This is a genomic window from Arthrobacter sp. fls2-241-R2A-172, assembly GCF_030208885.1.
Classification (GTDB): Bacteria; Actinomycetota; Actinomycetes; order Actinomycetales; family Micrococcaceae; genus Arthrobacter.
Genome location: NZ_JARVTB010000021.1, coordinates 31,253 through 47,511, shown reverse-complemented (window position 1 = coordinate 47,511; position 16,259 = coordinate 31,253). Strand labels below are relative to the sequence as shown.

General features: G+C 58.9%; 14 protein-coding genes. 6 read left to right on the top strand and 8 right to left on the bottom strand.

Features of this window, described 5'->3' with window-relative positions; translation table 11 throughout:
• Positions 1 to 15 precede the first annotated feature (15 nt).
• Together QRM57_RS20635 and QRM57_RS20630 are read right to left on the bottom strand one after the other, a co-directional pair.
• On the bottom strand, positions 16 to 699 hold the full coding sequence (locus QRM57_RS20635) for a TetR/AcrR family transcriptional regulator (RefSeq protein ID WP_284988078.1): 684 nt from the start codon (positions 697 to 699) through the stop codon (positions 16 to 18).
• Positions 700 to 1,777: 1,078 nt separating this feature from the next.
• Positions 1,778 to 2,650 (bottom strand): SDR family NAD(P)-dependent oxidoreductase, encoded by an 873-nt coding sequence (locus tag QRM57_RS20630; RefSeq protein WP_284988077.1) that lies wholly within the window; start codon positions 2,648 to 2,650, stop codon positions 1,778 to 1,780.
• 109 nt (positions 2,651 to 2,759) lie between these two features.
• On the opposite strand from QRM57_RS20630, the gene QRM57_RS20625 reads away from it, so the two are divergent.
• Positions 2,760 to 3,356 carry a TetR/AcrR family transcriptional regulator gene (locus QRM57_RS20625; protein ID WP_284988076.1) on the top strand — a complete coding sequence of 199 codons (597 nt, stop codon included), beginning with the start codon at positions 2,760 to 2,762 and terminating at the stop codon, positions 3,354 to 3,356.
• Positions 3,357 to 3,388: 32 nt separating this feature from the next.
• Here the strand turns inward: QRM57_RS20625 and QRM57_RS20620 are convergent, their stop codons facing one another.
• Together QRM57_RS20620 and QRM57_RS20615 are read right to left on the bottom strand one after the other, a co-directional pair.
• Positions 3,389 to 4,237 carry an SMP-30/gluconolactonase/LRE family protein gene (locus QRM57_RS20620; protein WP_284988075.1) on the bottom strand — a complete coding sequence of 283 codons (849 nt, stop codon included), beginning with the start codon at positions 4,235 to 4,237 and terminating at the stop codon, positions 3,389 to 3,391.
• A gap of 191 nt (positions 4,238 to 4,428) precedes the next feature.
• Complete coding sequence (locus QRM57_RS20615; protein ID WP_284988074.1) at positions 4,429 to 6,282, bottom strand: flavin-containing monooxygenase; 1,854 nt, start codon at positions 6,280 to 6,282, stop codon at positions 4,429 to 4,431.
• Positions 6,283 to 6,456: 174 nt separating this feature from the next.
• On the opposite strand from QRM57_RS20615, the gene QRM57_RS20610 reads away from it, so the two are divergent.
• Entirely contained in the window at positions 6,457 to 6,915 is a 459-nt protein-coding gene (locus QRM57_RS20610) for a MarR family winged helix-turn-helix transcriptional regulator (protein ID WP_284988073.1), read from the top strand.
• A gap of 209 nt (positions 6,916 to 7,124) precedes the next feature.
• Here QRM57_RS20610 and QRM57_RS20605 read toward each other — a convergent pair whose 3' ends face one another.
• Positions 7,125 to 7,994 carry an Lrp/AsnC family transcriptional regulator gene (locus QRM57_RS20605; RefSeq protein ID WP_284988072.1) on the bottom strand — a complete coding sequence of 290 codons (870 nt, stop codon included), beginning with the start codon at positions 7,992 to 7,994 and terminating at the stop codon, positions 7,125 to 7,127.
• Positions 7,995 to 8,216: 222 nt separating this feature from the next.
• Between QRM57_RS20605 and QRM57_RS20600 the strand changes: the two genes are divergently transcribed.
• The 4 genes from QRM57_RS20600 to QRM57_RS20585 are packed head-to-tail and all read left to right on the top strand — an operon-like array spanning position 8,217 to position 11,354.
• Positions 8,217 to 9,059 carry a transporter substrate-binding domain-containing protein gene (locus QRM57_RS20600; RefSeq protein ID WP_284988071.1) on the top strand — a complete coding sequence of 281 codons (843 nt, stop codon included), beginning with the start codon at positions 8,217 to 8,219 and terminating at the stop codon, positions 9,057 to 9,059.
• Positions 9,059 to 9,793, top strand: a complete 735-nt coding sequence (locus QRM57_RS20595) for an amino acid ABC transporter permease (protein WP_284988070.1) — start codon at positions 9,059 to 9,061, stop codon at positions 9,791 to 9,793. Before QRM57_RS20600 ends, QRM57_RS20595 begins: the two co-directional genes overlap by 1 nt.
• Entirely contained in the window at positions 9,793 to 10,578 is a 786-nt protein-coding gene (locus QRM57_RS20590) for an amino acid ABC transporter ATP-binding protein (protein ID WP_284988069.1), read from the top strand. Before QRM57_RS20595 ends, QRM57_RS20590 begins: the two co-directional genes overlap by 1 nt.
• Entirely contained in the window at positions 10,575 to 11,354 is a 780-nt protein-coding gene (locus QRM57_RS20585; protein ID WP_284988068.1) for an MBL fold metallo-hydrolase, read from the top strand. Before QRM57_RS20590 ends, QRM57_RS20585 begins: the two co-directional genes overlap by 4 nt.
• A gap of 186 nt (positions 11,355 to 11,540) precedes the next feature.
• Here the strand turns inward: QRM57_RS20585 and QRM57_RS20580 are convergent, their stop codons facing one another.
• The 3 genes from QRM57_RS20580 to QRM57_RS20570 form a co-directional block, all read right to left on the bottom strand.
• The gene (locus QRM57_RS20580) at positions 11,541 to 13,025 is read right to left on the bottom strand and encodes a glycoside hydrolase family 140 protein (protein ID WP_284988067.1); all 1,485 of its coding nucleotides are present in this window, start codon (positions 13,023 to 13,025) and stop codon (positions 11,541 to 11,543) included.
• Positions 13,026 to 13,729: 704 nt separating this feature from the next.
• Complete coding sequence (locus tag QRM57_RS20575) at positions 13,730 to 15,286, bottom strand: family 43 glycosylhydrolase (RefSeq protein ID WP_284988066.1); 1,557 nt, start codon at positions 15,284 to 15,286, stop codon at positions 13,730 to 13,732.
• A gap of 128 nt (positions 15,287 to 15,414) precedes the next feature.
• Positions 15,415 to 16,257 carry a carbohydrate ABC transporter permease gene (locus tag QRM57_RS20570; protein WP_284988064.1) on the bottom strand — a complete coding sequence of 281 codons (843 nt, stop codon included), beginning with the start codon at positions 16,255 to 16,257 and terminating at the stop codon, positions 15,415 to 15,417.
• Positions 16,258 to 16,259 lie beyond the last annotated feature (2 nt).

Genomic DNA, 16,259 nt, shown 5'->3' with positions numbered 1-16,259 from the left:
GATGCTGCGTACGTGCTATAGCTGTGCTTTGGGCCGTTCAAGCAGGCGCTCCACGCCAAGCGACACAATTTCGAGGTTGAAGGCAAACTGCTCTTCGGTGCCGAGTTCCGTTGACCGTCCCCCGACCAGCTTGCGAAGAAGTGTGAATTCCTCTTGGGGGGCCTTCTGCAGCAAGTGCTCAAGGACAGGTTCCTGAGGATGGCGCCCTGCGGTTTTCGGAATTGAGCGGTCCGTCGCTGACGTGAACGCAAGGCCAGCCAGCAAGGCAATGACCCGCCCAGCTTCGGCTTCGGGGAGTCCAGCGGCAACCAGTGCCTCCGCGGCAGCCTCCGCTGGTCTGATGGCTTCGAGGTCGGCCTCTGTTTCATAGCCGACATAACTTGCCCATGCTCCGGCAGCCGTGACGGCGTCTCGCGTAATATGGGCAAAGGCCCGGATAGCCTTCCGCCAGTCCTTCTCAGGGGTGAATTCATGGGCGGTGACCGCCTCCCGGAAGGCGTCTGCAGCCACCATGCGAAGCAGAGACTCGCGGTTATCGACGTGGTAATGCAAGGTTTTGCGGTCTACGCCAATTTCTTCCGCGAGAGCCTGCATGGTCAAGGTCGATGGGTCGAGTACCTTGGCCGCCTCGATGATCCGCTCACGATCGACGCGCCGGGGCCTTCCCCGCCGCGGCCTGACGCCCTCTACGCTGGTCATGCCACTCCTAACGGTCTTCAACATTGCACCTTCATCCCGTCCGCCCTGAGAAGACGAGTACAGCGATGACTTGACCTCGCGGGTATTGGGCACCTATCTTTTTTACCACCCAGGGGAAAAATCTGGAAAACAGAGGTACCAGTGAGCCTACCGGAGTGCGAAGGACCTCGCCAGGATCAGAGGGCACACACAGTGCGCCTGGAAGATCGGTCCCGCTACGCCGCAGCCTTCTAGTTGCAGATTGTTAGCCTCGGCGTCCGCTCCTGTGCCGACCTCAATTCTTAGGGTCCGCGGGACATGTCATTCTCAGTTCTCGGGGGCCGGCTGCTTATTCAGGCGAAAGAAAGTACACATGGACCAACAGAAACCGCAGGGCAACCGACTGCGACTTACCATCGACAATCGCGACCAGCTTGAGTGCGCTTTGGACTCAGCGGTCACTAAACTTTTGAGTGAGGGCGGGAAAGACTGTGGACAGGGAATACTTGTCACGCGTCACGATCACGGCACCTTTACCCTCGAGTTCTGCATGGAGATCGAGCATGGGGTTGTAATTGAAAAGGATCTACGAATCCAGCGAATCCTTACAGGCAGCGATGTACAGCATTAGCAGCAAGATTCGCAATCCCCATACTCCCGTGCCTACCCGCCCTACCTGCCATCCGACTGCTGCAACTCTTAACGGCAGGTGCCTTGGTGAGAACGAGGGGGAGCTCACGTGACGGCCGCCCGACAACCACTCAGTGGTGGTCCGTGGATGCCTGTCGATGATTGGGTATCTGTCGTAGGGCGCCAGGTCCGGGTCTACCGAAACGGTGTCCAGATTGATTGCGGCCAAGTCGATGCCGTCACTGATGGCGGTGGCATTCTGTGGCTGATGCAGGATGGAGCACACCCTAGGCGCATCGTTGAAAAAGTCCTGGGGGTCGAGCTCCACCTTGCGTAAGGGTCTGCGCCTGTATTTCGAGCCGTCCGGAGTGTCCTTCACATCGGTCGGGCGTAGTTAATAGTTATCGGGAGGTCAGCAGGAACGCGTCACTGCTGTTCCTGCTGACCTGTCATCGACGTGGCAGCTGCCTCACCCCATCCACTGCCCGCCGGCGACGTCGATGGTTTGTCCGCACATGTAGTCAGCAGCTTCTGTGCTGAGGTAAGCGACCATATTGGCCACCTCTTCCGGGATGGACACCCTCCCAAGTTGAATGTATCGATCCACAGCCTCCAGCATTGAGCCTTTCGCTGCGAGGGCCTGCTCGTCAGAGGCGTTTGCCAGTATGTCGCGCAGCAGCGGGTTGATCATCACGCCGGGTGCCACCCCAAGGACATTGACGCCTCTCGACGCAAACTCATGGGCGAGGTTCCGCGTGAAGCCTATAACGCCGGACTTCGCGGCGTTATAGACAGTTAGCCCCCGGTGCTGAATCCGGCCTCCGACAGAGGCGATGTTGATGATACGTCCGTGGCCCTGGGGCAGAAAGTGTTCAACCGCGGCATGTGCGCCATACATGAGCATTGTGAGGCTGCCATGGACCGTGTAGTCAATGTCCGCCTTGGTGTGGTTTTCGAACCTGTCGGAGACCACCTGAACGGGATTATTGATCATAATGTCCAGACCCCCGAGCGCCTGCGTGCTTTCTGAGACCACAGAATGCACCTGATCCCAGTCGGACAGGTCTGCCTGGAACGGGATGGCTCGCGTGCCCCATCGGCGTTCGATGGTCTCGGCGTTAGCGACGGCTCCGTCCTTATTCAAGTCGATGACAGCGACGTCGGCCCCCAGGCCAGCAAGCCGGTTGGCGATGGCCTGCCCCAAGCCACCTCCCCCCGCCCCTGTGACTACTGCCTTTTTCCCCGTGAGGTCCATCAGATCGGTGACACGCTTTTCGACTATGTGCGTCGGCAGCCGGTCAAAGCCCATCGTCTCGGCGAAATCAACGTTTTGTGTGCTCATCATGCTCCTCGTTGGTTATGAAGGGCGCCGGCCTCCCGGACAAGAGGGCTCCTTTGCCTTAAAGGCAACATACTGTTGCCTTTTCTAAAGGTCAATAGAATGCTGTTTCATGGCCGAGTTAATGCGCAGGACACAGGGAGCCCAGCAGGGTGCACGCAGCTCGCGGGTAGTTGAGGCCGTTCTGAGGGCCACCACTGCGGAGCTGTCACGGGGAGGCTATGCCCGCCTCACGATTGAGGGGATCGCCAGGGCTGCAGGAGTTAACCGCACGACGGTATACCGGCGTTGGCCTACGCGGGCGGCCTTGCTGGCTGCCGTCCTGGAGCCACTCCTGGCCCGCTATGACGTTGTTCCAGACACCGGCTCAAGCTGTCATGACCTGTCCGTGCTGTTACGAACAGTGCGCGACAATGCAGAGCTGCCCGAGGGCCAGGCCTTTACCGAGGCGACAAGATCCACGTCCACCGAGCTGCAGGATTTGATGTCCGCCGCGCTGCACAGAGCCCTCGCCCCCTTTCACGCCGTGCTGGCTCGAGCGGCGCAACGGGGCGAGATCAGACCGGAGCAGCGCGACCTCATCGCCCAGCTCGCCTTCTTTGGGGCCGCCATGTGGACGCAAACGCATCCTGCACCTCCAACCGATACGGAGTGCGACGATATGGCACAACTGCTCCTGCCTGGCGCAGCCGCTGCCCACAAGAGGTGACAGCCTGTTCCCCTTACGCTCCGTCGGGCCTTCTATCCACCATTAGATTGACGCACACCATCGGCGAGGGCCGTGAACCCGTAAACGAATCCTCCACCCTTGCCGCTCACGGTCATGTAGCCTTCCGTAGTGCCCGGCTTAAGGGCGACGTTGGTTGCCGATGAAACGTCGTCCTCCCTCGGTACGGCGATAGTGGCCGCCAGTTCGCCGTCGGGCCGGTAAACGAGGACAACTGCCCGGTTGTGCATCCCGACGTACGTGTTCCCTGCCGCGTCGACGGCCAAGGAATCCACTTGGCCGACGCCTGCACTAACGTGCACGGCAGGATGAGCGGTCTGAACCCTGTACCCGTCCGCGCTGAGCCTGAGGTAATCGATTCGATTTCCCGTGTTGTGGCTTACCCACAGTCCGTCATAAGCGGGGTTGAAGGCAATACCGTTCGGCGCTGGCATGTTCCCAGCAAGGACGTTTCCTTCAGCGGTGTCCTTGTCGATCCTGACCAGGCGGCCGGTAGGTTTCCAGTAAGGATCCTGCGACCCGGCGGCATCGGTGACGTACAGGTTTCCTTCCTGGTCGAAGGCGATGTCGTCGGGATTCATGGCAACGCCGTCCAATGTGCCCTGGAAGAACGTGCGGTGGTCCTTCCCCGAATCGGTGATGCTTTGAACTGTACCGCCGACAAAGTCCGTAAGGTACAAGCGTCCGTCGTGCGGGCTGAACTGTGCCGAGGTGAAAGCGCTGACATCATCCGTGTAAACGGTTTCCACCGCTCCGGATGCAACGTCTAGTTTTATAACCTTTGGGCCACCTGCTGGAGCCATTACGTCTACCAGGTAAAGCCCCCCGTCTGGGCCAAAGGTCGGCCCTTCGAGCAGGGTCATTCCTGTTGCCTCGTGAACAGCCGATACCTGAAACAGACGTTTCGCCGTTTGCTGCATGGCTGAGTGAGGCCCGGCTTGCGAGGATGTCTGTTCCGGCGGGGCCTGCACCGTGGCGGTGCAGGCGGAAAGTGAAGTGGTGAGAGCGGTGAGCGCTGCTGCGGTGGCCAATAGTCGCTGCCATTTTCTTGGCATTATCCTCCCGCCTTTGGCCCAGCGTTTACGCGGCGCGTCTTGCCGCGGGTTGACGACGACGTTAGGACATCCCGCATGGATTCCTGACGCCAGTGCCGCAGGAGACGGTGGAACGCGACGGGTCCGGGGCTGTAGGTTGTCGGGGACGAGACGCGGGTTCCTTCGCCGTTGTAGTAACCGGGGGTGCACTCGGCCAGGAACCCGCCGTCTCCCGTCGCCGTTTCGGCGATGTGGGCGCACCATGCCTCCTCTGATTCGGGGCTGGGTTCCACGACACCTGTCAAAGTGTCTCTGGCCGCGTGAATGACTGCGGCTATGTGCTCTGCCTGTTCCTGCAGGATGTGCGCGTAATTCACGGAGTTTGCGTTTTGCATAACCCCAAGATTGAACAGATTGGGAAACCCGCGAGTGTAGAAGCCATGAAGCGTGCGGGGACCATTGCCCCAGGCGGCCAGAAGGGACCTGCCATGACGACCCGTCACCGGAAGAGTGCCGGAGAGAACACCCGACACTCCCACATCGAATCCCGTGGCAAAAACGACGCAATCCACCTCGTACTCGACATCACCCACCACGATGGAAGTCTCAGTCATCTGGGTGATTCCACCAGTGTCGGCCGTGTCAACGAGTGTCACGTTGGGCCTGTTGAAGGTTTGCAGGTACGTATCACTAAAGCACGGACGTTTGCACATATATCGGTACCACGGCTTCAACAACTCCGCCGTTTCAGGGTTTTCTACGATCTCGTCCACTCGGGCACGGATTCCCGCCATCACCTCCCAGTCGGCGAGCTCATCCCGTGCTTCACGTTGCTCATCGCTCAGACTCTTGTCTACGGAGCCCGACAGGAATTTCCGTTGCAATCGCACCGTGCGGGTCCAACCGTCATTTACCAGGCTTTCGGTTACCGGTTCTCCAGAGAGTACCGCAAGGAAGTTCTCCATCCGTTCGCGCTGCCACCCCCGGCCCAGGGACGCAGCCCATCGCAGGTCTGTTGGCCTGTTGTCGCGGACGTCGATGGTTGAGGGGGTCCGTTGGAATACCAGCAATTGCTGCGCATCCCTGCCCAGATGAGGGATGACCTGGACTCCGGTGGCACCGGTCCCGACGACTGCGACCCGTTTGTCGGCCAGCCCGACCAAGTCACCCTCAGCTGTTCCTCCGGTATATCCATAGTCCCAGCGGCTGGTGTGGAATGTATGGCCCCTGAAGGTCTCAATTCCGGGAATGTTCGGCAGCTTAGGCTGCGTCAGCGTTCCGGAAGAAGTGACGACATACCGCGCCCGGAAACGATCACCCCGGTCGGTCTCAACCGTCCATTCCTCCGCTTCCTCATTCCACCGAAGACCTGTGGCGCGGGTATGGAAGAGCGTATCGCGATAGAGATCGAATCGTTTGGCCACGGCAATGGCGTGCTGCCGGATCTCCTCCCCAGGCGCGTAACGCCAAGAGGGAACATATCCCACCTCCTCCAGCAGGGGCATGTACACATAGGACTCAATGTCGCAATGTATGCCCGGGTAGCGGTTCCAATACCAGGTGCCCCCTACGTCCCCGGCCTCATCCATCAACCGAATTGATTCGACGCCAGCCTCCCGGAGACGTGACGCCGTAAGCAGGCCACCGAAGCCGGCGCCGATCACCAGAACCTCCACGCGGTCACTGACACGCTCACGCATGGTTTTCTCGGAATAGGGGTCAACGGCGTAAAAACCAAAGCTTCCGCCAGTACTGCGATATTGACCAAGCCCCTCTGGGCGGATGCGCCTGTCACGCTCCTCGCGATACTTGGCACGTAGCTCGTCGATGGTCGATGGCTCAGCGGAAGCTTGGATTTGGACCTTGGAAAACATTCTTCGTTCCTCCAGTAGTGATTGGTCGCCCCGGACGGCAGGATGTGCGCCGCCAGTCCGCAGGCGTCAGGTGGTGTCCCGGAATCGGAAAAGAAACTTAGCTCGAAGCTAAATAAAAACTTAGCGTTAAGCTAAGTAATGGTCAAAAACGGTTGCAAGAGGTACGTTGGCTGCATGCCGCACCCTGACCACGACCACCAAGCACTCCAAGAAAGCGTGAATAATCTCGCTGTTGCTGTAGCGATCCGATCACTTCCGCTGGTGCTGCAAACTTTCCTGACGACAGATCTGACCATTCAGCAGCTGAAAGTCCTATCGGTGATAGTCACGTCAGAGCACGGAGTTGCCATCGGGCGACTGGTTAGTCAATTTGAGGTGTCGATGGCATCCATGTCCAAACTTTTGGACCGCCTTGTGGCAGCTGGCTTAGCCACACGAGTGTCGGATCCCAGCGACCAAAGAGTGCGCGTCATGAAAGCCACCACCCTTGGAAGAGCTGTCGTACGCGAACTAATGGCCACAAGGCCTGAACTCGGCGAAAACATCTTGGCACGCCTCAGCCTCGATGAGCTTCGAGCCCTTGAAACTGGGCTCGGAGCCATAAGCAGAGAAATGCGGAATCTTTCCGGCTGAGGTCACGAGCCCTCTCGTCGAGATGCCGCATCCAGGAGTTGGGAACCGCAATCCGCCGAAAGACCTTGCTTGAACCTCTGACGTTCCATACCTCAGCTGATTCCTGACGCCTTCTTCTCAGCCTGGCGTCATGGCGCGGTGATGGGTTTCGCCAATGTCAGGGCACGCGGTAGCCGTGCCGCGTGGAGCGGGGCCTTCACATCGTGTTCCTAATGCTCTTCTTTCACGACATTGAGGTGTATCCATGACTCGACGTGGATGACTTCAGGTATTGCCCGGATCTGGTCAACGGTGCGGAGTGCTGAGTTTGCGTCCGTTCCGTGGACGGTGGCTATAACGTCATGCTGGCCGATGCTGGATGCCAAGAAGCTAAAGCCCGGTATGGCCTCGAGTGATTTGACTAGTTCCAAAGCTGTCCCTTGGATGCGGAGTCCAAGCCCCATGCGGGTCACTCGTTCCTGGGAGGCGGGGCGCCAAGTGACACCGATTTTTACGATTCCGCTGTCCAGGAGACGCAGAACGCGGGCCCTTGCGGTTCCGGTTGATATTCCAAGGGCAGTGGCCATTGTTGTGTAGCTGGCACGGCCGTCCTGCCGCAGAATCTCGATGAGAGCCAAATCAAGTTTGTCGATGGCCGGGTCCTTGATTTGAGCCGGATGCAGGATGTCTATGAGGAGATCGGTATAGATGCTGGTGCGCATGTAGGTCACTCCAGGGATGTTGCGGATGTCCTCGATACATGCCTGGAGTTCCTCGTGGTTCCTGGCCCGAATTTCTGCTACCAGGGACATGACCCCGGCAGTTATGGACACGAACAGAACCCGGTGGTCCTGCGCGATCTTCTCGGCCAGACTCTGAACCGGGGTCGCAGCGTCGATAGAGACATGCGCCATGACAGGCAGCCCAACGACGGCAGGGTGAGCCAATCCGATCACTCTGACACCAGAGTCAGTCAAGAGCGTCGTCAGTCGACGAGAGACCGAGATGCGGTTGAGACCCACTTTGTGGGCAAGCTCGGTCACGGTGATGCGGCCGTTAGCGACCAGTTCCTGCAGTATCTGCTCGTCAAGCTCATCCATAACGCCATCCTTTCCGCGGCTTCGTTACGGGAAATTTTTCTGCGCGATTCTGCTTACGAATCTGTAAATTGAAGTCACCTTTCACGATGATAACCATCATCGTATGCCGTGAGCATTTACACATCTGCGTTCTCCCGACTCAAGACTGATGTTCTGAAATTTTGCCGCCCTAGCATGTGAGGAGTGCCACACCCGTGGGGCTGTTCGACGAAAGGGATTGTCATGACGAAGTTCGGCTTAGGTTCTGTAGCTGCCGCCGCAGTGGTGGCGCTGACCGCATGTTCAGGGGGAGTCGACGCTACTTCCCCGGAAAGTGCCAGCGGTCCGAAGGGTTTGCTGAAGTCCGGTGAGTTCAGTGTGTGTATGACGCCGCAGTACAAGCCCATGGAGTTCTATAAAGACGGCAACACGGGGACCCAGCCAATCGGTTTTGATTCCGACGCGGCGGTTGCGCTGGCGGAGTCATGGGGCGTGAAGGCCCGGTTCTCTGACGTGGCTTTCGACGGGCTGATGCCGGCGCTTCAGGCTGGGCGCTGCGATGCGGTGTGGTCAGGCCTGTACGTCAACGAAGCCCGCCAGCAGGTCGCCGACGCGGTGCCTTACCTGAAAACCGGATCGGTGATCATCGCCCCAAAGGACTCGAACATCAAGAGTGCTGAGGACTTGGCAGGAAAGACAGTAGCCGTACTTGCCGGGGGCGCCTACGAGGCGAATCTCAAGGAACTCTCGGCGGCGTTGAAAAACAAAGGCCTCCCTGATCTAATCCAGCAGTCATACCCGCAGAACACGCAGACCTCAGCTGCAGTTACGAACGGCAAGGCTGATGCGCTCATCGATACTGACGTTTCCGTCGGTGAGATCGTAGAGAAGACAGGCGGAAACCTACAGCCAGTTCCCGGAATCTTTGAGGCCGACGCCGTATTCGGCATTTACGTCAAGAAGGGCTCGGTCCTGACCGAAGAGATCCGCAACGGACTGAAGACACTTGGCGACGAGGGGAAACTGGCCGAGATCGCAAAAAACTACTCGCTGGACGCCAGCCGCCTGACCGAATCGACAAAGTAATGGACTTTGACCAGAGCATCTTCCTCCAGGCGCTGACTTCCAAGGAATTCCTCTCCGGCGCAGCGTTGTCCCTTGAATTGGCTGCCGTCTCCCAAGTGGCCGCTACCCTGATCGGGCTCTGCATTGCCCTCGCTGGCATCTCCAAGAACAAGACCCTTAGAAGCTTGGCCTGGGTTTATGTGTGGTTCTTCCGCTCCGTGCCGACACTGTTGCTGCTTCTCATCGTCTGGAACGCTGCACCGCAGGTCATTCCCGCGCTCCGCGACAGTTGGTACTCGCCATTCCTTGCAGGGTTTGTGGGTCTCTCGGTCGTCGAAGGCGCTTTCATGGCAGAAATCCTCCGTTCAGCACTGCTGAGTGTTGACGGCGGGCAGAAGCTTGCCGCAAGGGCACTGGGTCTAACCCCTGCGCAAACGTTCCTCCGTGTCGAACTGCCACAAGCCATCAAGGTGGCGCTGCCTCCCACGGGCAACGAACTCATCGGAATGATCAAATACACCTCGCTGGCATCGGTGATCTCACTGCAGGAGTTGATGACCACAGCCCAGGTCCAAGTCGCAACCACGTTCCGATACGCAGAATTTTACTCGGCCGCGCTCGTCTTCTACCTCGTCATTGTCAGCGCCGTGATGGCGCTCCAACACCAGGTGGAAAAGCGATACCGATGGGTTTCCCTCCCCGATAAAACCCTGCCCCGCGTCGAGCGCGCTACCGCTACCTTGAAAGGACTCTGATGTCCGAGACCACCACAACGCCACCTCAAACCGTAAAAAGCGTGCTCGAAGTAAGGAACCTCCACAAAACATACGGGCACCAAGAAGTCCTAAAAGGAGTCGATTTCACCGTCGGTTCGGGCGAAGTCAAAGTAGTCCTCGGAAGGTCCGGATCAGGGAAATCAACCATGCTGCGCCTAATGGCCCTCCTGGAACCCCTCGATGCCGGAGAGGTCATCTTCAAGGGTCAAAAAATCGGCATCGACGCCAACAACCGGCCCGCACGCGAACGGACCCTGGCCCACCAGCGTTCGGAGATCGGCATGGTCTTCCAACGCTTCAACCTCTTCGCCCACCTCACCGTCCTGCAAAACGTCACCCTGGCTCAACGCCTGAGCAGGAAAACCGGTGCCGCCGAAGCCAAAGCTCGGGCAGCGGACATGCTCGACCGCGTCGGGCTGGGTTCCCACCTCCGCCACTTTCCCGGCGAGCTTTCCGGCGGCCAGCAACAACGGGTCGCAATCGCCCGGGCACTGGTCCTGAACCCTTCCGTCATGCTCTTCGATGAACCGACCTCGGCGTTGGACCCGGAACTGGTCAACGACGTCCTGGCCGTCATGGAAAATCTTGCCGCAGACGGCATGACGATGGTCGTAGTAACCCACGAAATGGGATTTGCCCGGCGAGTCGGGACCGACGTCGCCCTCTTCGACCAGGGCGTACTCGTTGAGCAGGCACCCCCTGAGGAGTTCTTCACCAACCCTCAGCACGAACGCACCCGCGAATTCCTAAGGCACATACATTGAACACACCCACCCCACAACAAACCGTCCCCCGCACTTCCCTGACTTGGTACGCCCTTGAAGAAGTACTCCCAGGACTGACAAGGATCACCGAACCCCACGTCCATCCCATGCTCCAATCCAACATCTGGTGGCTTCACGGCCAGGACCGGGATGTAGTCATCGACGCGGGCCTCGGCATCGTCCCCTTGCGCCACGAGATACCCCAAGTGTTCGAACGGGACCCGCTCCTCATCATCACCCACACCCACCTGGACCACGTCGGAGGAGCACATGAGTTCAACCACATCGCAGTACACGGTGAAGAAGCCCACACCCTAATAACACCGGGACCTGTCTCCCTGAACACCCACACCCTGTACGGCATCCTGGGAATAGACATTCCAGAGAACGAAGAGCCCTCAATGCTCCGCCGCGTCCCGCACCCCGGCTACGACCCGACCCAATACCAGGTGGCGCCGGCCACCCCAACACGACGGCTCAAGGACGGAGACAACATCAACACCCTCGGAACTCCCTTGGAGGTCATCGCGACCCCGGGACATTCCCCTGGGAGCATCTGCCTGTACGATCGTCAACGCCAATGGCTCTTCACCGGAGACACAATGTACGAAGGCCAACTCCTCGACACGATCCACGGAGCTAACCAAGCGGACTACCGACACACCATGGGCCTCCTCCTAAAACTTGATGTTTCCGCCGTTTTCGCAGGACACGGACCACAGTTGGGCCCGGCTTCTCTGAAAACCATCGCTGAGAACTACCTCTCCGGCCCATAAGTGAGGCAAGCATGCTGCTGTCGACACTTTCCAGTCCGCCCGCAGAGCCCAAACACCTAACCCAGGAAGAGCGGCCGTACCTCAACCCGGGAGAACGCGTTCGATTACAACGTCCCGGGGAACCGCCGCCAGGGATCTACCCCGTGAGGGTCGGCAGCATGGCTGGACCGGACGGCCTGCTGGAGGCTACTCGGCCCAGATCATTGACATATCGTCACTCGGCAGTGGATTTGCCCACGTGCGCCGGACGGACAGGCGTAGAAGACGGTCCCGATTTGTGGCGAGGACTAGCAGCCAGTCCTGCTCGGGCCCCTGCGTGGGGGCTTCGAAGAGGTTTCCGTGTGGCTCCCGCCGGACGTCGAAAGGTTCCGTGGTTTCGGCTGTGCGTGGATTGAACCACACGCCGAGGACGTCAGGGGTGCTGAGGTAAGCAAGGTTCACCCGCTCTGATCCTCCGTCAGTGAGATAGACAATGGCGAACTCACCGTTTCGGTCCAAGGCTGCCTGCCTGTGCTGGTCGAGGCATGTATGGCCGCACTTCGCATTATGGGCAACCATTGACTGAGCAGGCACCCATCGCTCAAAACTGAGGGACTCGACAAAATCCCTAAGGATCGTCATCTGTTCCGCTCCCGGGTGAGTGAGCGCCTCGTACCAGGAGGCGCTCAGAACTTCATTGCGTTCTTTTTCTGAGATCATGCACCAAACGGATGCATGACCATAGGTGTGGCCGAACGCTCCTGCAAGTACCGACCAGTATGCACGTTTGCGGACAATCCAATCACCATGGAGGGGGAACAGTTGAGGCCAATTCATGGGCATCTGCTCGTATGCAGGCTCCGCATCTAGGACGGGCATAGGATTAGACCGCTCATACTCAGCACGCACTTGCCAATAACTCGCTGTCATTAGTCCATGGCCAGATTGGAGCAAGATTAAACTGATCCAAGCTTCATCGTCGGACCAGTATGACATGGTCGAAAATTCATTCGTCTCCATCTCAAAGCAGGTGTGGTAGGTGATGATGAGGTTACGCCAGGCCGGACTGGACTCGTCCCAGCGGGGATTTTGTCCCGTTACGCCGTTTGCGAGTCCCTCCGCCATTCGTCGCCATACGGGCCGATAATCAATTCCCTTATGGATGGGCTGCCGATCCCCGCCCAAACACCAAATAATATGTGGCCTATCTCGGTAGCGGGCTCCAATCCATCGGCCAAAATCGTATGCATTGTTTTCCGTGACCGTCTCGGGGAACGTCGATCCTCCCCAGCTCTCTCCTACAACAAGCTGGCCCCAGACAGGCAGAAGCATGACGTATAAGCCCATGTCCTGAGCCGCTTGAACAAGTCGGTCGAGGTACTGGAAGTAGGCCTCATTCGGCTTGGAGAGGTCACCCCCCTGAAGGGCTGAATTTCCCGCAGGGTCCCGCATGTCCACATCCCGTTCCGGATCAAGGGCGACAATCTGGATAACCGTGAAACCCTGCATGCGCCTCTTGTTCATGTAATAGAGCGCATCATCCCACTTGAGTCGCTGCGGTAATGTCCACGCGGTGTCTGCAAGATAGAAGAAGGGCTCACCCTGGATGGTCACCAGCCTTCGGCCGTCTGCAGAGACAGTCAAGGGACTCAGTGCCGGCTGCGCGTGGCCGACTATTGTTTTGTCGCTCACAGCCCGAGAACTTCCCACGCGTCACAAGGAGACCGTCTCAACTTTCCTATGTCACGTTGCGTGACTGCAGCAGAAATAGTTAGGAAAAGCTTTACGGGCATCTTCGATCCTTTGGTTTGTTCCTGGGCGGCCGGTGGTGTCGGGACAGTATCCGCGCTATTGACAATGAAGCTTGTAAGAAATGCTTTACGGCGATGGCAACCATCAACCTCTTCGATAACACCGGATCCTTGGCCCGCTGCACTTTGGACCAACACTGCGGTCGAGAGCATTGAAGAGTCGTGCTTGGTGTTTCCGCTGTGCCGGCCCGCTCAGGCAAACCGGGCACTAGCGCTGCAGCTTCACTTGAGAGCAAAACTGCGATGAGTTGCCATAGTCCTCTACGAACTCGGTCAGTGAGTGAAACACTAGCCACATGGCACGCACCCGCTACTTCCAGCGGCAGAATCCCTTAGAAGCTCGCCATCATGTGCGCCGCTGACCATCCATTCGACTACCTCATCCCGCCATGTTGGAGTGTGATCATCCGGAGCACCGCGTCTCGGGCGACCGCACGACGAGCTTGCGTGCAGTCCGTCCGCGCTGTGGATACGGGATTGACGGTTACTCTCTGCAGGAGAGGCTCGCCGTGGCCTGACCTACTTGAGTGCCTTAGCGAACGCCACTTGGTGTCCGTGACGTCGAAGGTGGTCCACTGGTTGGCTTTAGTGATCCAGGGCGCGGTACTGGAATTTCCGGAACCTTACGCTTCCCTCCCCGAATGAGAAGAGCGCAGGGCGGAGGCTGAGCAGTTCTCCGACGGTGTTGGTGTTGAATCCGGAGACTTCGAACCGCAGGCCGTGCCGTGTCCATTCCTCCCCGTCGACGCTGTAGTACATGGTGACGATGTGGGCATCGTTGACGATTCGGAGGTGCATGACCCGAGAGGACGCGGCAGGTTCGCGCCAGTACGGAATCGGCTCTCCCGCCCGATAGGTAGTCATCTTCTCCCCATCCAGGCCCATTCCGCAGAAGAGGCGTCGGCTGTAGTAGAGCAGCAGGCCACCGGTTGCTCCCTCTTCGACTTCAACCTCAACGGTCACTTCGTACCGGTGGTCTCCGACGAAGCAGGTCAGGGGAGAGGTGTCGGCCGGGCTGCTTCCGCTGGCCGTCAGGACCAGGCCGTCACCCAAGGACGCACGCCGGTACTCGTCCTTCGAGGGTGCGTGGAACGACCACTGCACTCCGAAGCGGGGCACCGAAAAATCGTCGGAGAGAGCCAGCCCGTGCCCGCCCGGTTCCCGGGAACCGCTGGGAAGCGGCGAAGGCTGCGGTTGCGACAGGTCCTTGCCGGCGACCATGGGCCAGCCGTCCGGGGTCCACTCGATGCGTTCCAGCAGCGTCTGGCGTCCCAAGGTGGAGAACCCGTTCTCGTAGCCGTGGTAGATGCTCCACCACTGGCCGTGAGGGCCCTCGAAAAGGGTGGCGTGCCCTTTGCTCCACCAGGGTTCTTCTGCGTCCCAGGTGCGGATGATGGGGTTCGACGGGCAATCCTCCCAGGGTCCGTGGACCGAGCGCGACCTGGCGACCGTGACCATATGTCCGGTGGGCGGCCCCGATGTGCCGCCTACCGCCGTCGTCAGGTAGAACCAGCCGTTACGCTCGGTTAGCTTGGGGCCTTCCAGCGCGTAGGCCTCCGTGACCCAGTCCTCGGGGTATTTCCAGCCGTCGTAAACGTGCTCAATGGGTCCGTCCGTTGCCAGGCCGTCCGGTGTGAGGCGGACACGGCTAACGCCGTTGAGGAACAGGTAACGGTGCCCGTCCTCCCCCACGACATGCCCCGGGTCGATGTGGCCGGATATTCCCAAGTTTGTGGGTTTACTCCACGGCCCCTTCATATCCTGGGCATGGATGACGTAGATCTGCGCGGGAGCGGATGGATCCGGTGACACATCTGTCGGTATCACGGGGATGTAGATGTAATACCTGTCGCCTACCTTGCACATATCCATGGCAAACACATTCCCCAAGGGATCAGGCAATGCAGGGCCGAGGGGAGTCCAGTTGAGCAGGTCCCGCGAGTGCCAGATGATGAGCCCGGGAGTCGATTCAAACGAAGAGAACGTGATGTAGTAGTCCTCTCCGTCCCGGAGGATGGAAGGGTCCGGGTGGTCGCCGGCGAAGATGGGATTGACGTATTTCCCATCCCCAAGGTCGGCTTGCCGCTGGCCTTCAACGGCGCCGGGCACGTTCAGCCATTTAGGACTTTCAGATGTGCGCAAGATGTTGCTTCCGTTCGTTGTCTATCGGTGAGGCCGTGGCCAAACGTCGAAAAGTACCGCCAAATGATGCCCCAAATCGTTTGGTGTAACACTGGCATGTCGGCGCGTCTCTACTTGGGGTAGGTTCGTTAGCTTTTGATGCCGCCAGCGTAGCCCTGCATCAGCTTCTTCTGGGCAAACACGTAGAACAGCAGCACGGGGGCCATGGCAATGAGCACCACCGCGAAGCTGAGGTTCCATTGTGAGACGAGGCTGCCCACGAAGTTGTAAACCACTACTGGCAAAGTCATGTAGGGCGAGCCGTTCAGGAAGATGACAGCCGTGAAGAAGTCGTTCCAGACCAGGAGGCCCGACAGGATGGCCACTGTGCCGGTTGCCGGGGCCATCTGGGGGAAGATCACCCGGGTGAATATCTGGAACCTGCTGGCACCGTCAAGGGTGGCTGCTTCTTCATAGTCCCGCGGCAGGCGTCGGAAGAAACCCGAGTAGAGGAATACGGCAAACGGCATGGTCATAGCCGTGTAAATCACAATCATCCCCCACGGGCTCCCGACCAGGCCCAGGTTCCGGGCCCCGATGTAAAGAGGAAGGACCCCAAGCTGGGTGGGGAGGACGATCGCGATCAGGAAAATCCTGAAGACCGTATTCGACAATTTGCGTGTACTGCGGGCGAAGACGTACGCAGCCGCGGACGACAAGGCGATCAGGACCAGCACTGTGCCGATGGTGATGATGAGGCTACTGAACAGGCCCTGGTACACGTTGCCGGACTGGCTCCCCTCCGGCGACAGCAGCTGGATGAAGTTGTCCAGGGTTGCCGCTTTCGGCGGAGCGAAGGCCGACGTGGTTAGCACTTCGTCGCTGGTCTTCAACGACGTGCTGATCACGATCCAAAACGGAAGGAGCATGATGATGCTGGCGATGACAACCAGGATTTCCCGGGCCAGTGACCACTTGGTGTAACGATGCATTG